This is a genomic window from Methanosphaera sp. ISO3-F5 (genome assembly GCF_034480035.2).
In the GTDB taxonomy this organism is placed as follows: domain Archaea; phylum Methanobacteriota; class Methanobacteria; order Methanobacteriales; family Methanobacteriaceae; genus Methanosphaera.
In genome coordinates this window covers 53,055-71,989 of record NZ_CP118753.2, presented here as the reverse complement: position 1 = coordinate 71,989, position 18,935 = coordinate 53,055, and the positions used below count along the sequence as shown (strand labels likewise).

At 31.4% G+C, this 18,935-nt stretch carries 22 protein-coding genes; 9 read left to right on the top strand and 13 right to left on the bottom strand.

The genetic code is table 11. From position 1 onward, the window contains the following. The first annotated feature begins 82 nt into the window (after positions 1–82). Positions 83–229, top strand: coding sequence for a hypothetical protein (locus tag PXD04_RS12070; RefSeq protein WP_323737131.1), 147 nt, complete (start codon positions 83–85; stop codon positions 227–229). 291 nt (positions 230–520) lie between these two features. Here PXD04_RS12070 and PXD04_RS12065 read toward each other — a convergent pair whose 3' ends face one another. The 4 genes from PXD04_RS12065 to PXD04_RS12050 are packed head-to-tail and all read right to left on the bottom strand — an operon-like array spanning position 521 to position 3,959. Next, entirely contained in the window at positions 521–1,480 is a 960-nt protein-coding gene (locus PXD04_RS12065) for a glycosyltransferase family 2 protein (protein WP_323737130.1), read from the bottom strand. Between the two features lie 5 nt (positions 1,481–1,485). Then, positions 1,486–2,727: a glycosyltransferase family 4 protein gene (locus PXD04_RS12060; RefSeq protein ID WP_323737129.1), complete on the bottom strand. Its 1,242-nt coding sequence runs from the start codon at positions 2,725–2,727 to the stop codon at positions 1,486–1,488. A gap of 43 nt (positions 2,728–2,770) precedes the next feature. Next, positions 2,771–3,676, bottom strand: a complete 906-nt coding sequence (locus tag PXD04_RS12055; RefSeq protein WP_409988264.1) for a glycosyltransferase family 2 protein — start codon at positions 3,674–3,676, stop codon at positions 2,771–2,773. A 43-nt stretch (positions 3,677–3,719) separates the two neighbouring features. Continuing rightward, positions 3,720–3,959 carry a hypothetical protein gene (locus PXD04_RS12050; RefSeq protein ID WP_323737128.1) on the bottom strand — a complete coding sequence of 80 codons (240 nt, stop codon included), beginning with the start codon at positions 3,957–3,959 and terminating at the stop codon, positions 3,720–3,722. A gap of 76 nt (positions 3,960–4,035) precedes the next feature. On the opposite strand from PXD04_RS12050, the gene PXD04_RS12045 reads away from it, so the two are divergent. After that, complete coding sequence (locus tag PXD04_RS12045) at positions 4,036–4,365, top strand: hypothetical protein (RefSeq protein WP_323737127.1); 330 nt, start codon at positions 4,036–4,038, stop codon at positions 4,363–4,365. 6 nt (positions 4,366–4,371) lie between these two features. After that, positions 4,372–5,478 carry a glycosyltransferase family 4 protein gene (locus tag PXD04_RS12040; RefSeq protein ID WP_323737126.1) on the top strand — a complete coding sequence of 369 codons (1,107 nt, stop codon included), beginning with the start codon at positions 4,372–4,374 and terminating at the stop codon, positions 5,476–5,478. Positions 5,479–5,490: 12 nt separating this feature from the next. Here the strand turns inward: PXD04_RS12040 and cobI are convergent, their stop codons facing one another. Beyond that, the gene (gene cobI / locus PXD04_RS12035; protein WP_323737125.1) at positions 5,491–6,189 is read right to left on the bottom strand and encodes a precorrin-2 C(20)-methyltransferase; all 699 of its coding nucleotides are present in this window, start codon (positions 6,187–6,189) and stop codon (positions 5,491–5,493) included. A 233-nt stretch (positions 6,190–6,422) separates the two neighbouring features. On the opposite strand from cobI, the gene PXD04_RS12030 reads away from it, so the two are divergent. Further along, positions 6,423–8,138: a helicase C-terminal domain-containing protein gene (locus PXD04_RS12030; RefSeq protein WP_409988263.1), complete on the top strand. Its 1,716-nt coding sequence runs from the start codon at positions 6,423–6,425 to the stop codon at positions 8,136–8,138. Positions 8,139–8,676: 538 nt separating this feature from the next. Here the strand turns inward: PXD04_RS12030 and PXD04_RS12025 are convergent. Both PXD04_RS12025 and PXD04_RS12020 read right to left on the bottom strand, forming a co-directional pair. Then, complete coding sequence (locus tag PXD04_RS12025) at positions 8,677–8,958, bottom strand: hypothetical protein (protein WP_323737124.1); 282 nt, start codon at positions 8,956–8,958, stop codon at positions 8,677–8,679. Positions 8,959–9,018: 60 nt separating this feature from the next. Further along, positions 9,019–9,873: a hypothetical protein gene (locus PXD04_RS12020; RefSeq protein ID WP_323737123.1), complete on the bottom strand. Its 855-nt coding sequence runs from the start codon at positions 9,871–9,873 to the stop codon at positions 9,019–9,021. 197 nt (positions 9,874–10,070) lie between these two features. Here PXD04_RS12020 and PXD04_RS12015 point away from each other — a divergent pair, with 197 nt between their 5' ends. The 4 genes from PXD04_RS12015 (at position 10,071) to PXD04_RS12000 (ending at position 11,215) form a co-directional block, all read left to right on the top strand. After that, positions 10,071–10,430, top strand: coding sequence for a helix-turn-helix domain-containing protein (locus PXD04_RS12015; RefSeq protein WP_323737122.1), 360 nt, complete (start codon positions 10,071–10,073; stop codon positions 10,428–10,430). Between the two features lie 200 nt (positions 10,431–10,630). Continuing rightward, the gene (locus PXD04_RS12010; RefSeq protein WP_323737121.1) at positions 10,631–10,759 is read left to right on the top strand and encodes a hypothetical protein; all 129 of its coding nucleotides are present in this window, start codon (positions 10,631–10,633) and stop codon (positions 10,757–10,759) included. Between the two features lie 44 nt (positions 10,760–10,803). Continuing rightward, positions 10,804–10,935, top strand: a complete 132-nt coding sequence (locus PXD04_RS12005; RefSeq protein WP_323737120.1) for a hypothetical protein — start codon at positions 10,804–10,806, stop codon at positions 10,933–10,935. Between the two features lie 25 nt (positions 10,936–10,960). Then, the gene (locus PXD04_RS12000) at positions 10,961–11,215 is read left to right on the top strand and encodes a zinc ribbon domain-containing protein (protein ID WP_323737119.1); all 255 of its coding nucleotides are present in this window, start codon (positions 10,961–10,963) and stop codon (positions 11,213–11,215) included. Between the two features lie 305 nt (positions 11,216–11,520). On the opposite strand, the gene PXD04_RS11995 is transcribed toward PXD04_RS12000, so the two are convergent. After that, entirely contained in the window at positions 11,521–12,687 is a 1,167-nt protein-coding gene (locus PXD04_RS11995; RefSeq protein WP_323737118.1) for an aspartate aminotransferase family protein, read from the bottom strand. A 201-nt stretch (positions 12,688–12,888) separates the two neighbouring features. On the opposite strand from PXD04_RS11995, the gene PXD04_RS11990 reads away from it, so the two are divergent. Next, positions 12,889–13,320 carry a peptidylprolyl isomerase gene (locus PXD04_RS11990; protein ID WP_323737117.1) on the top strand — a complete coding sequence of 144 codons (432 nt, stop codon included), beginning with the start codon at positions 12,889–12,891 and terminating at the stop codon, positions 13,318–13,320. 94 nt (positions 13,321–13,414) lie between these two features. Here the strand turns inward: PXD04_RS11990 and PXD04_RS11985 are convergent, their stop codons facing one another. The 5 genes from PXD04_RS11985 to purD form a co-directional block, all read right to left on the bottom strand. Next, positions 13,415–14,350 (bottom strand): DNA glycosylase, encoded by a 936-nt coding sequence (locus PXD04_RS11985; protein ID WP_323737116.1) that lies wholly within the window; start codon positions 14,348–14,350, stop codon positions 13,415–13,417. A gap of 30 nt (positions 14,351–14,380) precedes the next feature. Further along, positions 14,381–15,304, bottom strand: a complete 924-nt coding sequence (locus PXD04_RS11980; RefSeq protein WP_323737115.1) for a hypothetical protein — start codon at positions 15,302–15,304, stop codon at positions 14,381–14,383. 16 nt (positions 15,305–15,320) lie between these two features. After that, on the bottom strand, positions 15,321–16,145 hold the full coding sequence (gene hisF / locus PXD04_RS11975) for an imidazole glycerol phosphate synthase subunit HisF (protein ID WP_323737114.1): 825 nt from the start codon (positions 16,143–16,145) through the stop codon (positions 15,321–15,323). Positions 16,146–16,189: 44 nt separating this feature from the next. Beyond that, entirely contained in the window at positions 16,190–17,095 is a 906-nt protein-coding gene (argF, locus tag PXD04_RS11970; protein WP_323737113.1) for an ornithine carbamoyltransferase, read from the bottom strand. A 364-nt stretch (positions 17,096–17,459) separates the two neighbouring features. Further along, entirely contained in the window at positions 17,460–18,776 is a 1,317-nt protein-coding gene (gene purD, locus PXD04_RS11965) for a phosphoribosylamine--glycine ligase (protein ID WP_323737112.1), read from the bottom strand. Positions 18,777–18,935 lie beyond the last annotated feature (159 nt).

Below are 18,935 nucleotides of genomic sequence, written 5' to 3'. Positions count from 1 at the left end.
TTTATTTTAATAATTATTTAATAATTTTTTGTAGTAGTTATCAACAATTCCAGAAGATATAAGAGATAAAAAGATTATTCAAGTGAAATTTATACCTATAGATAATGGTAGGATGTTTAAGGCAAATTTCACCTATCAAGCAGAAAAAGAACCAGTCAGTTGGGATAAAGATAAGGTTATGGGTATTAATCTGGGTGTTAATAATTATGGAAACAGTTGTTACAACTGAAGAGACTCCATTTATAATGGACGGGAAATTTCTAAAAAACCAGGATTAGCATTTAAATGTAAAAAAAGTAGCACATTACCAATACAGTACGCTCCAAGTAAAATCAAACCCTCTTAAAATAAATTACTCAAAAAAAAATTATGATTAAATCATAAATTATTTTTGTAAAATATTTGTTAGTTTGATTTGAACAAAGACAATCATATTATTTTTATAAGATAAAAAAGAGAATTATTCCTTTGAGAGTAATACTTTTTTTTCTATCAGAAATAATTTTGTCAAGTACTCATGTTATATTTTTTTGATTATTGCTGTGAGGTATAGTTTTGTTATTTGTATGAGGTATTTTGGTAGGTGTAGGTAGTAGTTTTTTTTATGTTTTTTTATGAATTTTAGGTTGGTTGATATGTGATTATATTCTGTTTTTAGTGTTGAACTTTTATGTCTGCTCATTCCTACTTTATGCCATATTATGGAGTCTGTTACTGTTATTACTTTGTATCCTTTTTGTTTTACTTGAATTGCTAGGTCCACATCTTCACATCCGAAGAAGAATTCTGTTGATAAATAATCTGAGGGCATTGCTTCTGTTTTGATGAGTAGTCCTGCTCCGGATACCCAGTCACATTCGATTACTTTTTGTGTTAGGTCATAGCTTGGTTCTTCCATTATACTGTGGTGACCTGGGAAATGTTCTAAGTCTACTACACTTCCTATGCACCATATTGTTTCATGGTTTCCTTCGAAGTCATAATAATAGAATTTGGGTCCGATTATTCCTATTTTATCATCAGTTAATGCTACATTTATCATTTTGGTGAGGAAATCTGGGTCTACTATGGTGTCATTGTTTAATAGTAGTATGTATTCTGGGTTGTCATGTTTTATAGTGTATTCTATAGCTATGTTGTTTCCTTTTGCGAAGCCATAGTTTTTCTTGTTTTTTATTAGTAGTAATTTTTTTTCTTGGGGTGTTGTTGTGTTGTCTATGTTTTCTGGGTATTCTCCTTCGTTGGTTATTGTTAGTTGTATTGGTTTGTTGTTTTGGTATTTTGTGTATTTTGTTTCTACTTTGATTTTTCCTTGGGTGTATTGTTTTATTTTTTCTATTGAATCATTGGTTGAGTTGTTATCTGCAACTATTACGTTATAGTTGGGATAGTTTATGTTGTAGAGTGATTCTAGTGCTTCGAGTGTGTCTTCATAGCCGTTCCAGTTTAGTAGTATGATTGATACTAGTGGTTTTTCCATAATTATCACTTGTTTTCTTCTATTATTTTGTACATGTTGTTTAATAGTCTTTTTCCGGCTTTTTCTAGTGTCCATGCTGATTCTATGTATTTTACTCCGTTTGCTGAGAATTTATTCCATAATTCTTGGTCTTCCAGTAGTTTAATTATTGCATTTGCAAAGTCTTTTTCGTTTCTTTGTGTTAGTAAGCCTGTTTTGTTGTGTAGTATTGATTCTCTTAGTCCTCCTTCTTTTACTCCTACTACTGGTGTTCCACAGGCCATTGCTTCTAGTGGAACATATCCGAATGGTTCTAGGTATGGTGCATATACTACTAGTTTTGCTTTGTTGTATAGTCTTATTAGGTCATCATCTGATATTTGGGTCAGTATGTCTAGTTCTACTTTGTTTTCTTTTGCTAGTGTTTTCAGGTATTCTATCCATAGTTGGTCACTACTGTTTCCTACTATTACTAGTTCTGGTCTTATTTTTTGTGGTATGTTTGCTATTGATCTTATTAGGAAATCGTATCCTTTTGGTGGTATGCATGTTCCTACTGAGAGTACGTAATTGTCTCTTTCTAGATTTAGTGGTGTGAACATTTGGTTGTCTACTCCTATGTAGGATACTCTTGAGTTTTTTCCGTATTGTCTTAGTATGTTTTCGTGTGTGAAGTAGGAGTTTGTGAGTATGTTTGTGGAGTATTCTGCGAATTCTATGTCTCTTTCATAGTCTCTTGTTTCTATTTGGTCTATGAACATTTGTGCGAATGGTTTGATGAGTGGGTGGTTGAATATTCCTGCTTTTGTTTTTTGGTTGTTTACTTTTTTTAGTATTTGTTCGTTTCTGATTGGTTGAGCGCAGTAGTATATTGATGGTTTTTTTAGGTATTTGAATATTACTGGTGTCATTGTGTACTGGTCTTGTTCGCAGTATACTATGTCGTAGCTTGAGTTGTTTAGGTCTTCTGCTATTTTTTGTTCTGTTTTCATTACGTTGTTTACTGATACTTGTTTGATTATTGCTGGTACGTAGCTGAATATTTGGTATATTTTTTCTCTTATGAAGCTTGGTTTTACTTCGTATTTTATGACGTTGTTTGCTACGTTTTCTAGTGGCAGGTATTCTTCGTTGGCTGTTTCTGGTATGAATACATCAACTATGTGTCCTTGTTGTGTTAAATATTGTATGTATGTGTATAGTGAGCGTTTTGCCCCACCTGATGGGAGATTATGGAATACTGCTATTTTTAATTGTTTTTTATTCAATTTACTTACCTCTCAACTGTTATGTTAATATTTCTTGGTTTTATTATATAATTTTATATAGTGCGTCTTTTAGTCCTTTTAGTAGTGTGAGGGAATATTGTTTGTTGTTGGTGATGTTTGTTACTGATTCCTTCATCACATACAGTACTATGTAAATCATGAATTTATAGTACATTAAACCAGTAGTATTTCGTTTCATGTATAAAATTCTGTTACGTGTATGATAGTATATTCTAGATAGTGATTGAATTGATGCTCCTTCCTTATGATATATGCATCCAGTATCTGAAATTTTTAATTTGTAACCTTTTTTGCGTGCAACAGTACACCAATCAACATCCTCCCAATACATGAAATAATCCTCAAAAATAGGTCCAACATCACGTAAAACATCACACGACATGAAAATACAGGAACCAGTCAAAAAATCATAAACATCACGGACATTCCTATCAAGAACAGCCATACATTCACCATGAACCAGATCTATTATCCCACCACCAAGGGTTTGTAACCTACCACGATCATGATAATAATAATGGTTAGCACCAACAAAACCAGTATCATCTGATTCATTGAACTTATCCACCAAAGCAGTGAACAAATCAGCAGTTATGACAGTATCATTATTCAGTAGCATCACATAACCCGATGAATAATTATCAATAACATAATTTAATGCAACATTATTTCCACCTGCAAATCCTGCATTCTCATCATTTAAGATAAACACCAGGTTAGAACCAGCATTCTTAACAAAACCCTTTAAATCATCCTTTTGAACAAGATCATATGAATAAAAATCATCACCATCAAGATAATTCTTAATACAACTAACTGAATCATCATTTGAATAGTTATCCACTAATAAAACCTCAAAACATGGATAATCCACCATTTTTAATGAGTTTAAGCATTCAATGCTATCCTCCCAGCCATTCCAATTCAACAATACAACAGATATTTTATCCTGAATTTTAAAACCCCATTATTCATTCATCATTATGTTCTTCATCAACCAATTCCACATCAACACTATCATCCCGTATCTTAGGATTAACATAGTCTTCAACCATGCCAACGGCATTATCCCTGACAGCATCAAAATCATAGGAATCTAAAATTTTCTTAACAGAATAGCCAACCAATACTCCTCCAGCGAATATTGAAACATATTTTACAAGGTCAAACTTTTGTTTAGAATCAAGTTGTGATAAAAAATCTTCAATCATACTACCACCTTAAATAATGTTATTTATATATTATTAAATAATTATTATTAACGAAAAAAAATTTTTAGTGATTACAATGACAACATACGATAAATTTCATTATAGATTTGAAGATCTTAAAGAAAATCATGGAATCCATACCGCAGAAATAATCATGCACAACGATGATGATATGACAATAGAATACAGTGGAAAAAACGGTTACAACACGGAAGGATTTGATTACCCCTTATTCAATAAAAAAAATAAGGATGAAACCACCAGCTGGTTCCTATACCGAGTCGAAGAAATAATCGACACTGAATATGAACTACTAGAAGACCTGAAAACACCAATATTATTAGATGAAAAACAATTAACACATAAAATAAAAAATCAAGTCGAAATTTATTGCTATAAGGAGTAGAATAAATTGAAAAACTTCACCTGCATATTCCCAGGATTATACAATTACATCTTAACAAAAGATGTTGGAATGATACCCTACACATTATCAAAGGAATATGAAAGTAAGATTATAACATATGACAACGAAGAATACAGTTACCTTGACACAATCCTCAAATCAGAAAATTTTAACATAGAATGCCTTGAAAAAACGGACAACGAGAAAAAAGACGTTGAAAAATACATTAAAACACATGCAAAAAAGATTGACATCCTACAACTGTACCACTTAAGATATAATATACTACCATCATACATATTTTACTATAAACTATATAATCCGAGTGGAAAAATTTACCTAAAATTAGATGCGAACAATGAATTCATTGATTTTCTAATTAAACGAAGAGGAATACTTCCTTCCATTAGGCGATTATACGTGAAAATATTGTTCAAGTTTATTGACATCATCAGCATTGAAACAAAGAGAAACTATGAATTATTAATGGACAGTAATCTCGTATCCAAAGATAAACTACTCTACCTTCCAAATGGTATCCAAAAAACAGACAAAAACGTGACAAACAAGGAACCGGTAATATTATATGTAGGATACATTGAAAAAAAGAACAAATCCATAGACATGCTGTTAAATGCTGTTAAAGATATTGATTTAAGGGAATGGAAAGTTGTACTAGTAGGAGAGATACTGGATGATATGAAGGAATTTATTGACAATTACTTCCTAGAAAATCCACACCTAAAAGACAAGGTAATATTCAAGGGATATATCAGTGACAAAAATATATTATCTGAAGAATATGCTAAAAGTAGCATATACTGTTGTAGCTCAAGAAAAGAAAGTTTTGGAATATCCACACTAGAAGCAGCATATCATGGAAACTATATTATATCGACAAAAGTAGGTGGATCACCAGATATACTAGAACAGACAGAGTACGGTGTACTCATAGAACATGACGTTGAAAAACTAAGAAAAACCATAAAAGAAAGCATAAACAATTGGAATTCAATAAAACAAGACCCAGTTATGATACAAAAAATTGTATATGATAAATTCAATTGGGATTACATTTGTAAAAAAATAATAGAAAAAATAGAATACAAATAAGCATTATACTGCTTATTCCTTTTTAAACTTAATTATACTTGTTGAAAAATATTTTTTATTATCAACAAAACCATGGACAATATTTTCATCTTCCATTGTACAATTCTGTACAGACACTATTTCTTTTTCTCTTGGATCTGCATTAATACAGTCTTCCAGTACATCCAAATGACGTGATGTTTTCATTGCAACAACAGTATCAACATAAGGTAAAATCTTTGGTAAACGTTCATCTATTTGAGGCACAACTACCATAATATCATCTTGTTCTGTTAGTTGTAATCCTGCAGTGGTTGAACAAGCAGTCATAGCTGCAATTCCCGGTACGAGCACTACTTCAACACCCATTTTCTGTAATCTTTTAGAAACATAAGAAAATGTGCTGAAAATTGTTGGATCCCCTAATGTAACAAATACAACATCCAATCCTAAGGACAATTTATCAAAGAGTTGTTTTGCTGCTTCATCCCATGATTTATCCAGTGTTTCTGCATCTTCTGTCATAGGGAATAATGGTTGTAGTATTTCTGGTTCTTTTTCTCTTTCATCAATTATTCCTTGAACTATTCTTAATGCAACACTTGGTCTACCTTTTTTGGATTGTGGTGCAAATATTATGTCTGTATTCTTTATGATTCTTGCTGCTTTTATAGTTACTAATTCTGGGTCTCCAGGACCTACTCCGATTCCATATAATTTACCTATCGCCATGGATTATTCCTCTTATTTTTATGAGTTATAAATTACTTAATAAATATAAAGTAAACTTAAATTTCTTAATTCACTATTTTCTACTATATTCTATGGATAATCAAAGTATATATAATTTTAATTGTAGTTTTCAAATGAAACTAATATAACTTAAATTTAATTTTACAAACACTAAAAAGTGATAAGAAACATAAAATAATATTATGAATTCAATATTTTGTCCAGATTGTGGAATGATAAAAAACAAATGTGTATGCTCAAAGAGTGAAAACGAAAGCCAATCATTAATAGAAAGGCCGACAATAGAAGAAAAAGAAGAACTACAACGTCAACACCCTGATATTGATGATGAAATCATAGAAAACTTTCCATTCAAGGAAGCCAGACATAACCAGTTAGAGTTAATCACTGAAATTTTAAACGCATTTGAATCAGATAAGCGTTATGTTATACTTGAAGCAGGAACAGGTACTGGAAAATCAGCTATTGCTTCCACTCTTGGGCAAATACTTCAGCCATCATACATATTAACTATGACCAAACAGTTACAAAGACAGTATGCAGACGAATTTGGATATGCTCAAGTAAAGGGTAGAAATAACTTTTCATGTCTGGATAGTGGAGGATTAAATACTTGTGATCAGGGAACTTGTCAGACTATAAGGACTAGCGACGAATTTACCTGCCCATTTGGTATTAAAATAGAAAAAAGTAAACAGAAAGATATGAAGGATAATGATGGAGAATCTTATTATAACACTCCATTTTCTTTTAAATCTTCAGAGAGATGTCCGTACTGGAATCAGAAAGCTGTTGCTATTCAGGAACCTGTAACTTTGTTAAATTATGATTATGCATATTTGGAGTTTAATTATGTTCAACATTTCCAGAAACGTAACCTTATGATACTTGATGAAGCACATAATATTGAAGATAAGATAATGCACAAGTTAGAGTTAAATGTTTACAATAAACAATTACAGAAGGATATTAACGAGGTTATCCCAAAGAATATGATGGGCTATTCTGATGTGAAGGATTGGATTGCATTTTTAGAAGCTATATTTGATTCTTATAATGCTATTAACACAACCATGCTTACTAAACAGAAAGGTGACAGAATAGAACATACCAAGCGCAAAATTAAGGAGATTACTGAGAATATTAAGAAAGATCCACAGGATTGGGTTGTGTCAACTGAAGAGGATTTGGTTTCTTTTAAACCATTGAAGGTTGATAAATATGCTGAAAAAACATTATTCCAGTACGCTGATAAAGTATTGTTTATGAGTGCTACTATTCTTGATAAGGATCTGTTCTGTAAATGGTTGGGTCTTGACCCGGAAGATGTTTATTATATTAATAGTGAAAGTCCTTTTAAGAAGGAGTATCGTCCTATTCATATGAATCTTGTTGGTCCTATGTCTAAACGTGCATTGTGGCATACTGCTCCAAAGACTATTCCAGTTCTTAGGGATATTTTAGATAAGCATAAGAATGAGAAGGGTTTAATTCATACTAATAGTTATAAGTGTCAGCAGTATATTACTGATCATATCAGGGATCAGAGGATTCTTTCGCATACTCCTAAAAATAGGGAGGAGACTCTTGCTGAGTTTGAGAAGTCTAAAAATCCGTATGTTCTTGTTAGTCCTTCCATGAGTGAGGGTGTTGATTTACCTTATGAAAAATGTGAGTTTCAGGTAATTTATAAGGTTCCTTATCCTTATCTTGGTGATAAACAGATTAATGAGCGTAAGAATATGGATCCTGAGTGGTATGGTTATAAGACTGTTATGACTTTGATGCAGGCTTATGGTCGTGGTATGCGTGCAGAGAATGATCATTGTGATACTTATATTTTGGATAAGAATATTCAGACTTTGCTGCGTAATAAAATGTATAGACGATTAATTCCAAAATTCTTTAGGGAAGCTATTACTTCCTAATTATATCTTTTTTTTAGTTGTTTTTTGAAAAATAGAATAAAAAATTTAAGAAATAAATATTTTTTGCTCTTAGGATGTTTTTTGAGCATTTTGGAGTTTTTTTATTTCTTTTTTTTGTACAAGTTATATTATGTTTTTTTAATAAGGAGTGGTGAGTTATTAGACTTTTTTTTAAAAGTTTTTTTTATAATAGGTGATTTAATTAAACTATTGTATTTTTTTTGTAGGAGTAATAGTTTTTTACTTTTAATTGAATGTTTTTATAGTCTTTTTAATTTAACTCGGTTGACTAAATTTTTAGGATAACCTAAATTTCTTAGTCAATTAAATGTTGTACTTAAAAGTATATAAAGGTTTTGGTAAACCTAAAAATTTTTATTGTGATTAAAAATAAGTAAAACAAAATACAAAATCAAATATTCAGTAAAACTAAGAATTACACAATATAAAAAATATATATAATAAAATAAGAACATAGTAAACGAAAATAGGGAAAAAAAGTAGTTAAATAAACTACCCCCCAAATTTTTACATCACATTACAAAACTTTTAAGAAACTAGTCTGAACTTTATTAGGTAAAAGATACCTTCCACCAGAATAAGTTACCACTACAGAATACATTCCAACTTTAAAATTATAAGGTATCCTGAAGTTAAATACAACACTACCACCAGATACATTTGACACATAGGCCGTATTTCTAATTTTACCCATCCCATTTATTTTAAGTTCAACTTTACCTTTCACTGCTTCAATATTTGTTTTTGCTCCTTTAATATTCACTTTTATTTTTATTTTTTGATTTTTATATCCTCGCATATTCTTAGAAGTAATAATTGATTCTTGTGGTTTAATTTGTAATGTTTTGTTTATTTGACATCACTTATGCTCTTTATCTCCTTTATACACAAAGGTTATAGTATAATTTTTTGCTTGATAACCCGGAATTGTATATTTATAATTAAATTTATTGGAATTTCTTAACGTAATATTAGACGTTACGGTTTTTCCATTTAATTTTATAACAATACTACCAGTTTTTATAGGTTTATTATTAGAATCAAACAATTTTCCATGAAAATTAATTTTCTGTCCAGCATAACCAATTAAATCTTTTGTTATAATTTTAGTGGGAATTTTTGTAATAATTAATGTTTTATTAATCTCAGACTTTTTATAATCTTTTGATCCCATAAAAATGTAACTTATTCTATATTTCTTTTTTGATACATTATCAGGTATTGTATAATTATATATGAAATGATTAGAACTTTTCAAATATATATCAGATTTAATTGGCATCCCATCAAGTTTAATGATTACACGACCCTCTTTAACAGGAGTATACCATTCATCAACAACTGAACCTTTAAAACTCACAACCTTACCCTTATAAGCAACAATACTATTACCTGAGATACTAGTAGAAACTTTACCTATACCATAATAAGGAAATAACGTCCAAGAAGGTAAAATATCATCATAAGTCATCATATAAACATCTTTAAAAAAGGAACATTCTTTTTTATTTTCTTTATTATAATAAATAAATTCAAAAAGAACTGAAATAGGATAAACACTTAAATCACATTTAACATATTCTTCATTTGTCATTTTAAATTTAAAATTACATTTACCGTTTTTAATATTGTAAGTCCCTACTTTTTTTACTGCGAATACATGATTACCATCAGGATAATGTAAATTAAAAACAATTTTACCTGTTTTATTCAAAAGATTTCCTTTAACATCTCTCAAAAATATTTTTATATTTTTTGTTTTATCGGCCCTGTAGAAATCATATGAATAAAGTGTGAAAAGTAATACTTTTTATCAAAATATTTAAATACTATTATCAAAATAATTATTAACTATACAATAAGTAATAATTTATTATTTATATTTAATATTTTATTATTTGGTGTATTTTTTTGAAAGTTGTTATGTATAAGAGTTTTGTTGTTCGTATTTATCCTGATGAGGTTCAGGAGAATTTTTTCACCAATCAGTTTGGTTGTTGTCGGTTTGTTTTTAATACTTTTCTGGATGCCAAAAAGAAAGCATATACTGAAAAGGGAGAGTATTTGTCTTTTTATGATTGTTCGGCTATGTTAACTGAGCTAAAAAAGTCTAAAACTTGGTTAAAACGAGTTGATTCCACAGGTTTAATTGAATCATTGAAAAATTTAGAAAATGCATTTAACAGATTCTTTAACCAAATCAGCAAGTATCCATGCCATAAAAATAAATATAATCCAGTACAATCTTATAAAACCAATAATATACAATAACAATATATAGAATTAAGGACAAATTTATTCGTCTTCCTAAGGTAGGTTGGATCCGATTTCGTACCCATCAAAAGATAACTGGCCAAATACAATCTGTAACTGTTAAAAGAAAAGCATCAGGCAAATATTTTATTTCTATTTTATGTAAAAATGTTACAAGACATATTTTTAAGAGTAATAATCGTAGTTGTGGTATAGATTTGGGAGTATCACGTTTTGTCACAATAAACACGGGCAAAATAATACCTTTCCCACAACAAAACAAAATCGCACAGCTAAATAATAGAATACGAAGATTACAAAGAAAACTATTCCAAAAAAGAATTTAGCAGCAAAAACTACAATAAAATCAAAAAGAAAATAGCACAAACCTATGAAAAAAATACATAACATACTAGACTATCACTTCTATAAGATAGCACAACAATTAACAGAAAAATACCAAGTAATCTGCATGGAAACACTAAACATCAAAGGCATGCTAAAAAAACAGCAAACTATCTAAGAGCATACAAGAAAAATCATGGCACATGTTCACAAAAAATAATAGAACAAAAAGAGCATATGAACACGAACGAACACTAATACACATCACCCAATGGTACCCCTCCAGTAAAACATGCAACAACTACCAATACTACAATAACAAGTTAAAACTCAACAACAGAATATGGACATGTCCACAATGTGGAAACATACATGACAGAGACATAAACACAGCCAAAAACATACAACGAGAAGGATTAAAAAAATATAATTATATAAACAAAGTATTTTATATGTGAACCGAGGGTTTCCCGGAGATCGCCTGTACCACTTACTATGCTTAGCATTAGCGGCAATTAGGCAGGAATCAAATGAAAAATACAATTACTCAATATGAGTGAGAATTGTATTATGATGAAGAAAGGAAAATATTGAAATAAAATATTTCCCTCTGTAAAAAAACTATATTTGGGTTATTACTCATATTTCTCTCAATGCAAGGTTTTCTACAGAGCCAAAAAATATATTCCCTTTTGACATAATCTTTGATTTACTAAAAACTATAAAACAAACAATTAAAAAAAAAATAGAAAAAATAGATGAATTAAGGTAGAATTTCATCAATAACATTGACTACCTTATCTAATTCATCCCTTGTAATTATGAGAGGAGGTACGAAACGAATAACACTACCATTTGCAACATTGATTAGAACACCATTTTCTTGAGCTTTAGAAACTAAATCACCACATTGATAGTTAAGTTCTACACCCACCATCAAACCATGGCCTCTTACATCAACAATACAATCGTGTTTATCTTTTAATGACTCTAATTTTTCCATGAAGTATAAACCATTATCATGGGATTTTTTAACTAAGTTTTCCTCTTCATAGATGTCTAGAACAGTATTTGCTGCACAGCAAACTAAAGCTGTACCACCAAATGTTGTTGCGTGACTTCCAGGTTCAAAAGCATCAGCTATTTCTTTATTTGCTAGAACTGCTCCCATTGGAAGTCCTCCAGCTATAGCTTTGGCACAGGTTGTAATATCCGGTACAGTACCTGTTAATTCTGATGCAAACATTTTACCTGTTCGTCCATAACCTGTCTGTACTTCATCAAATATTAAAAGTATGCCATTTTCATCACATAACTTTCTTAAATTTGGTAAGTAATCCTCATCAGGTACTCTTACACCACTTTCACCCTGGATAGGTTCTACTAGAATTGCTGCTGTATCATCACTGATAGCTTCTTTCATTTGTTCTATGTCATTATAGTCAACATGTTTGAAGCCGGCTGGTAATGGTTCAAATCCTTTCTGGTATTTTGGTTGGCCTGTAGCTGTGATAGTGGCAAGTGTTCTGCCGTGGAAGGAATTGTTTGTAGCTATGATTTCACCTTTTCCTGTGTATTTTCTTGCAAGTTTTATAGCTCCTTCGTTAGCTCCTGCACCACTGTTTGCAAAGAATACTTTGTCGTGGGGTGATACTTCCACCAATCGTTTAGCTAATGTTGCTTGTTCTTCTGTGTAGTAAAGGTTTGAAACATGTATTAGCTTATCTAATTGTTTGGATAAGTTTTCGGTCATTTTTTTGTGAGTGTGACCTATATTGTTTACTGCTATTCCTGCTACACAATCAATGTATTCTTTTCCTTCTTTATCATAGACTATGCTTCCATGAGCGTGGTCTATTACTAAGTCATATCTGCCATATGTATGCATTACATATGTGTCTAAAGTTTCTTTTACTTCATCTGTATTCAATATTTTTCCTCCTTTAATTTTTTTTTTAATATGAAGTAATATTATGTATATATCTATCTAAACTATGTTTTAAGATTAACTAATCATAGTAATCATGAAAATATGGAAAAAAACTGGGGGCATGAATTTGAAGATGAAAATGGATATCATAATAATAACTATAATTATTTTAAATTACATATATGGTAATAGGTGAAATATATGAAAAAAGCTGTTATAAAAACAGACAAAGGTGATATTACATTAGAATTATTCCCTAATGAAGCACCTGGAACAGTAGAAAACTTTGAAAAATTAGCAAACGACGGATTTTATAATGGTCTAACATTCCACAGAGTAATACCAGACTTTGTAATACAAGGTGGATGTCCTAGAGGTGACGGTACTGGTGGACCAGGTTACACAATTAAATGTGAAACTAAAGGAAACCCACATAAACATGGAACCGGTGCTTTGTCAATGGCACATGCTGGTAAAGATACTGGTGGAAGTCAATTCTTCATAACACACTCTCCACAACCACACCTTGACGGAGTACACACTGTATTTGGTCAAGTAATTGATGGTATGGATGTTGTCTATGAAATTAGGCAAGGCGATGTTATGAATGAAGTAGTCATAATTGATGACTAAAAATATTAAACATATAATAATAATGAAAAACAAATAATTAATTAGAATTTATGAAATATTCATTCTCCCCTCCCAATACATTTCCTTATTGATTTTAAGATTTTTTAGCTTTAAGTTTTTCTGTTAACCCACTTAATCTTGCATAATTAAAGAGGTATAACTGAACATAACCCGCATATTCTCCGAATTTTTCCTGTGCAAAACTCATTATCTTCTGATTTGATGGTTTTTGGTCAGGGAAATAAATATGAGAAGTAATCCTGTTAATCCATACATCTACGGGGTATGCTTCATGTTTATTATAACCGTAGAGTAATATACAGTCTGCTACTTTTGGTCCTACACCTTCTAGTTCTAAAATTTTTTCAAATGCTTCATTATATGATGATTTGTTGATAATATCATGAAAATCAGGATTATCCAGAATCATCTTGGTTGAATTAATCATATATTTTGATCTGTATCCTACTCCAAACTTCTTCAGTCCATCATCAGTATCTGGAATGTTCACAAACACTGATTCTTCGGGGAATACGTAATACTCTTTATTATTGAAATTTAATTTTGTACCATATTCCTTTTTAATATCATTAATTGATTTAGTCCAACGTTTTATAGAATTGTTCGCAGAACATATGGAGGAAATGATACATTCATATGGATATTGTGCTTTATATAATCTTAATCCCTTATTAAATTCATAAACATCCGATAATTCCCTGTTATCGTTAAGAAAATCATACACTTCTCCTATATTATAGTCTAAATCAAATAGGTAGAATATTATTTTTCTTATATCTTCAATATCCACATCATCCTCTGAATAATAATCAACTATTAAATCTTTGTTCAGTCCATCCTGACTAACACCTACCAGAACATTTGAGTCATATACCTCCAATATTTCATAGTATTTATTATCCTCTAATGTCCATGGAGGTTGACTTGTTTGACCGGAATTAATAGTTATGTCCAAATCAAAGTCTCCAATGTATTCATTGTTATCTATAATAAATTGTCCTGAATTCATACATATCATCCAAGTAGTTGTAATGTTGTGTTATATATCTTCTGAAAAAGTAACCTCTTTCTTATTAATCCATTTTATTCCATCTTTTGTTATGAGAACCACATCTATTGGTCCTCCAACACCCTGTATATCCCCAATATCCATGCTTATACCATCCGCATATCTCTGTATGAATGATGTTGATTTAATTAGGAACACTGCTAAATCTGCTGCATCCTGCAGTGTTAATAGACTCCACTGAATATAGTATTCTAGTCCATGTATCTGTGATCTTAAGTCTTCTGAGGATTTCTTGTTCATCATTTTAATTGTTGGAATTTTAAAGAGGTTAGAATCATATCCTAGAATTAATCGTGACACCACATCCCCCTGTCCTAGCCAGGTACACCCATATTCATTATTTCTTCTTTTAATAATTCTTTTTCCCGGAGAATTGATTTCATATGTTTCACATGTCCCATCAGAGTTGTATCCACTAACTAGGAGATTTACTGGTTCTATATTTAAATGTCCTTCCTTAATCCGTCCGGATGGTTGCTTAATCTTAAAGTCAATAGAATCATCCTTTCTTTCCAGGGACAATATTTTTTCCCCGTTACGTTCTGCTTCTATCTCTAATTGCTGAGCAGATATGTCTAACTGTTTTTCCCAAGGGTATTGCTTGTTAATGTATTCCTGTAACCTTTCAGATATTTCATCAACAGTTAAATTTTGTAGATTATTCTCTTTCTTGAAGTTTTCAATATATTCTGAAACATTTTTTCTAATTCCCGTATTATCTGCGAAGAATGCTAGGCCTGCAGTTCCAACTACAACTTGATCATTTAAGGAGAATATTTTGTTTGCAGAGTTTGTGGATATTCTTGTGAATTGTTTAAGGTTTCTTTCACTTTGTCTGCTGTCTGAGGCCATTATGATTCCTTCAGGTGTTACTATGTTTATTATTAGTGTCATCTACTCTTATGCTCCATTATATTCGTATTTGGATATTTTTTTCTTTAAGATATTTTTTTACATCAGGGATTGGATATTCGTCGAAGTGAAATATGCTTGCTGCCAGTGCTGCATCTGCTTCCCCGTTATTAAATGCTTCATAAATGTGTTCAGGATTTCCCACACCACCTGAAGCTATTACTGGTATTGACACGTTGCGACTTATTGCACGTGTTAAATCAAGGTCATATCCAACTTTTGTTCCGTCACGGTCCATGCTTGTTAACAGTATTTCTCCAGCTCCCCTTTCTTCACATTCTATTGCCCATTTGATTGCATCAATACCTGTGAATTCTCGTCCACCGTATATGCTGCAGTCAAACCAACAGTAACCCTTATCTGTTTCGACTATGTAATGTTCATCTGATTCGTCCGGATTTTCGACATAACGTCTTTTTGCATCTATACCTATTACGCATGCTTGACTGCCCACATGTTCTGATGCTCTGTTTATTAGGGATGGATCTTTTATTGCGGCCGTGTTTGTGGAACATTTATCTGCTCCTGCTTTTAACATGTTCACATAATCTTCTACTTCACGTATTCCTCCACCGACACATATTGGACAGAACACGTTTTCAACAGTTTTGTTGATTACATCTGCCATTGTTGAACGTCTTTCATGAGATGCTGTGATGTCTAGAAATACTATTTCATCTGCTCCTTGTTCATAGTATTTTGTTGCAAGTTCTACTGGATTACCTGCATAACGGATTTGTTTGAATTCCACTCCTTTCACTACTCGTCCTTCTGGAACTTGTAAGTCACAGTCAAGACAGGGAATTATTCTCTTTGATAACATGGATATCACTATAAAAAAATTAGTTTTATGGGGGAAGGATTATCTTATTTATTGAGTAATTTGTAGAGTATTGCTTTTTGTGCATGTAGCCTGTTTTCTGCTTGATCCCATATTGCGGATTGTTCTGAGGTCATTACTTCATCTGTAATTTCTTGTCCTCTTATTGCTGGTAAGCAGTGCATTACTATTGCATCCTTTTTTGCTTCTGATAAAAGTTGTGAGTTTATCTGATACTCTTTGAAGATTCTTTCTCTTTCTTCTTTTTCTTCTTCATCACCCATACTTACCCATACATCAGTGTACAGTACGTCTGCATCTTTTACTGCTTCGTGTATGTCGTGTTCAATGTTGATTGATGATCCTGTTTTTTCAGCTTCTTCTAATGCTAGTTTATATATTTCTTCATCTGGTTCATATCCTTCAGGACATGCTACTGTCATGTCCATACCAGTATATGCTGCCCCTAAAAGTAAGGAGTTGCATACATTGTTTCCGTCGCCTATGAATACGAATTTTCTATTGAAATCTCCTTTGTATTCTTTTATTGTTAGTAGGTCTGCAAATGTTTGGCATGGATGTTCCTTGTCTGTTAAACCGTTTATAATTGGTATGTCTGCATGTTCTATGAGTTGTGCTACTGTTTCATGGTTTTTTGCTCTTATCATGATACAATCTAGGAATCTGGATAATACTCTTGCGGTGTCTGGTATTGGTTCTCCTCTCCCTATCTGTAAATCATTGCTTGACAGGTATAATGGTGTTCCACCTAATTGGTGCATTCCTACTTCAAATGAAACTCTTGTTCGTGTGGATGATTTTTCAAATATCATTCCCAGATATTTGTCTGTTAATGGTTTATCATTAATTTCCCCTGATTTAAGACTTGATGCTATGTCTAGTATGTTAAAAACTTCTTCTTTGGCATCAGTCATTGATAATAAATTTTCCATAATTTCCTTCCCTAAATAATTTGATGATAATTAAATAATAAATAATATATTATATATGTCTTTTATAATTAAAAAAGTATTAGTTAAATAATCATTTTATAACAAGATATAGTCAGGTAAAATTAAGAGTTTACTGTAACCTGTAATTTTTTATAATCATACCTTACATAAGTTATAACGATTATAATTTCTAATTTTATTGTAAAATATATCATATTAATGAATTCTTAGAAGTTGTAGTGTATTAATCCTCATGTTAAAGTATGTAAAGTAAATAGTCAAAAAAAGGGGTTATATAATATTCAAAAAATGTTATAAAAAATTTAATGTTTTAAAAAAAGTATTGAATAAGAAGTAGATTCTTCTATTTTCTTACTTCTTCCATATGTTTTATTTTTTCATTTAATAGTTTTTCTGTTGCTACATCACTTCTATGGTAGATGTCACCCTCAATGTACTGTATTGCTTCTTCACACACTTTTTCTGCTTCTTCTATTGTGTCTCGTACTGCCAGTACTCCTAGTGCTCTGGAGGATGTTAGTTTTACATCATCATTGTCATCCTGGTATACTGCTGCATAGTATACTTGTGCGTCTAAGTCTTTGATTTTTTCTTCATCCACTTCTATGATTGTATCTGCTGCTTTTGTGTTTGGGTAGTTGTCTGGTACTACATATTTGCATACTGATGCTTTGTTTTGGAATTTTGCTTCGCTTAGTGTTCCGTCCACGATCTGTTGTGATATTTTTGCGAAGTCATCATCTATTAGTGCTAGTACGTTCATTGATTCTGGGTCTCCGAATCTTGCATTGTATTCTATTACTTTTGGTCCTTCTTTGGTTATCATGAATTGTCCGTATAGTATTCCTTTGTAGGGTTGTGCTTCTTTTGCTATTGCTTTTATTGTTTCTTTCATTATTTCTACTGATGCATTGTATTCTTCTTGTGTCAGGAATGGTAGTAAGTGGTTTGTATCTGAGTATGATCCCATTCCACCTGTTATTGGTCCTTTGTTTCCTTCGAATGCGTGTGGGTGGTCTTGTGCTGCTGGCATTGGCACTATGTTTGTTCCGTCTACGAATGCTTGTATTGTGTATTCTTCTCCGACTAGTAGTTCTTCTATTACTACTCCTTCGAATCCTCCCATTTTTTGGTCGAATATTTCTTTTACGTATTTTTTGGCTTCTTCGTTGTCTTCGAGTTGGTCACCTACTATTTTAACTCCTTTTCCACCGGTTAATCCTATAGGTTTTACTACTACTGGTTCGTCAAATGAGTCAATGAATTTGAATGCTTCATTTAGGTCATAGAATGTACCATATTTTATGGATCCTGGTATATCATAGTCTTCAAATAGTTTTCTCATGAATGCCTTGTTTGTTTCAATTTGTGCAGCCAGTTTTGTAGGTCCGACAGAGGAAATTCCCTCTTTTTGTAGTTCATCCACTATTCCTTTTTCAAGTGGTGCTTCAGGACCAATAAATGCCATTTCTATTTCATTGTCTTTTGCAAATCGTATGATGTTTTCAAAATCGGATTCGTCAGCTACTTCATATTCTTTGGATATTTCTGCTAATCCAGGATTTTTTCTGCCCATATATGTGTATACGTCTGCTGTCTTATCTAATGCTTTTGCTATTGCGTGTTCACGTGCACCGCTACCTACTACTAATATTTTCATGTTTCAACACGTCCTCATTATATAAATGAAAAAATTTATTATAATAGTATTTATGTTAAATATTTTATTTAGTTTTATCATAATTATAGAAAATATTGGATTATTACTCTTCCAAAATTGTTTTTAATAATGAGTAATACTTTCTTTATGTTTATATAT

Excerpts from the sequence above, each read along its gene's own strand:
- PXD04_RS12050 (WP_323737128.1), bottom strand. The coding sequence starts at position 3,959 with ATGATTGAAGATTTTTTATCACAACTTGATTCTAAACAAAAGTTTGAC.
- PXD04_RS11980 (WP_323737115.1), bottom strand. The coding sequence starts at position 15,304 with ATGACACTAATAATAAACATAGTAACACCTGAAGGAATCATAATGGCC.
- cobI (WP_323737125.1), bottom strand. The coding sequence starts at position 6,189 with ATGGCGATAGGTAAATTATATGGAATCGGAGTAGGTCCTGGAGACCCA.
- PXD04_RS12065 (WP_323737130.1), bottom strand. The coding sequence starts at position 1,480 with ATGGAAAAACCACTAGTATCAATCATACTACTAAACTGGAACGGCTAT.
- purD (WP_323737112.1), bottom strand. The coding sequence starts at position 18,776 with ATGAAAATATTAGTAGTAGGTAGCGGTGCACGTGAACACGCAATAGCA.
- PXD04_RS12000 (WP_323737119.1), top strand. The coding sequence starts at position 10,961 with ATGTTCACAAAAAATAATAGAACAAAAAGAGCATATGAACACGAACGA.
- PXD04_RS12030 (WP_409988263.1), top strand. The coding sequence starts at position 6,423 with ATGATAAAAAACAAATGTGTATGCTCAAAGAGTGAAAACGAAAGCCAA.
- PXD04_RS11985 (WP_323737116.1), bottom strand. The coding sequence starts at position 14,350 with ATGAATTCAGGACAATTTATTATAGATAACAATGAATACATTGGAGAC.
- PXD04_RS12005 (WP_323737120.1), top strand. The coding sequence starts at position 10,804 with ATGAAAAAAATACATAACATACTAGACTATCACTTCTATAAGATAGCA.
- PXD04_RS12025 (WP_323737124.1), bottom strand. The coding sequence starts at position 8,958 with ATGCGAGGATATAAAAATCAAAAAATAAAAATAAAAGTGAATATTAAA.
- PXD04_RS11990 (WP_323737117.1), top strand. The coding sequence starts at position 12,889 with ATGAAAAAAGCTGTTATAAAAACAGACAAAGGTGATATTACATTAGAA.
- argF (WP_323737113.1), bottom strand. The coding sequence starts at position 17,095 with ATGGAAAATTTATTATCAATGACTGATGCCAAAGAAGAAGTTTTTAAC.
- PXD04_RS12045 (WP_323737127.1), top strand. The coding sequence starts at position 4,036 with ATGACAACATACGATAAATTTCATTATAGATTTGAAGATCTTAAAGAA.
- hisF (WP_323737114.1), bottom strand. The coding sequence starts at position 16,145 with ATGTTATCAAAGAGAATAATTCCCTGTCTTGACTGTGACTTACAAGTT.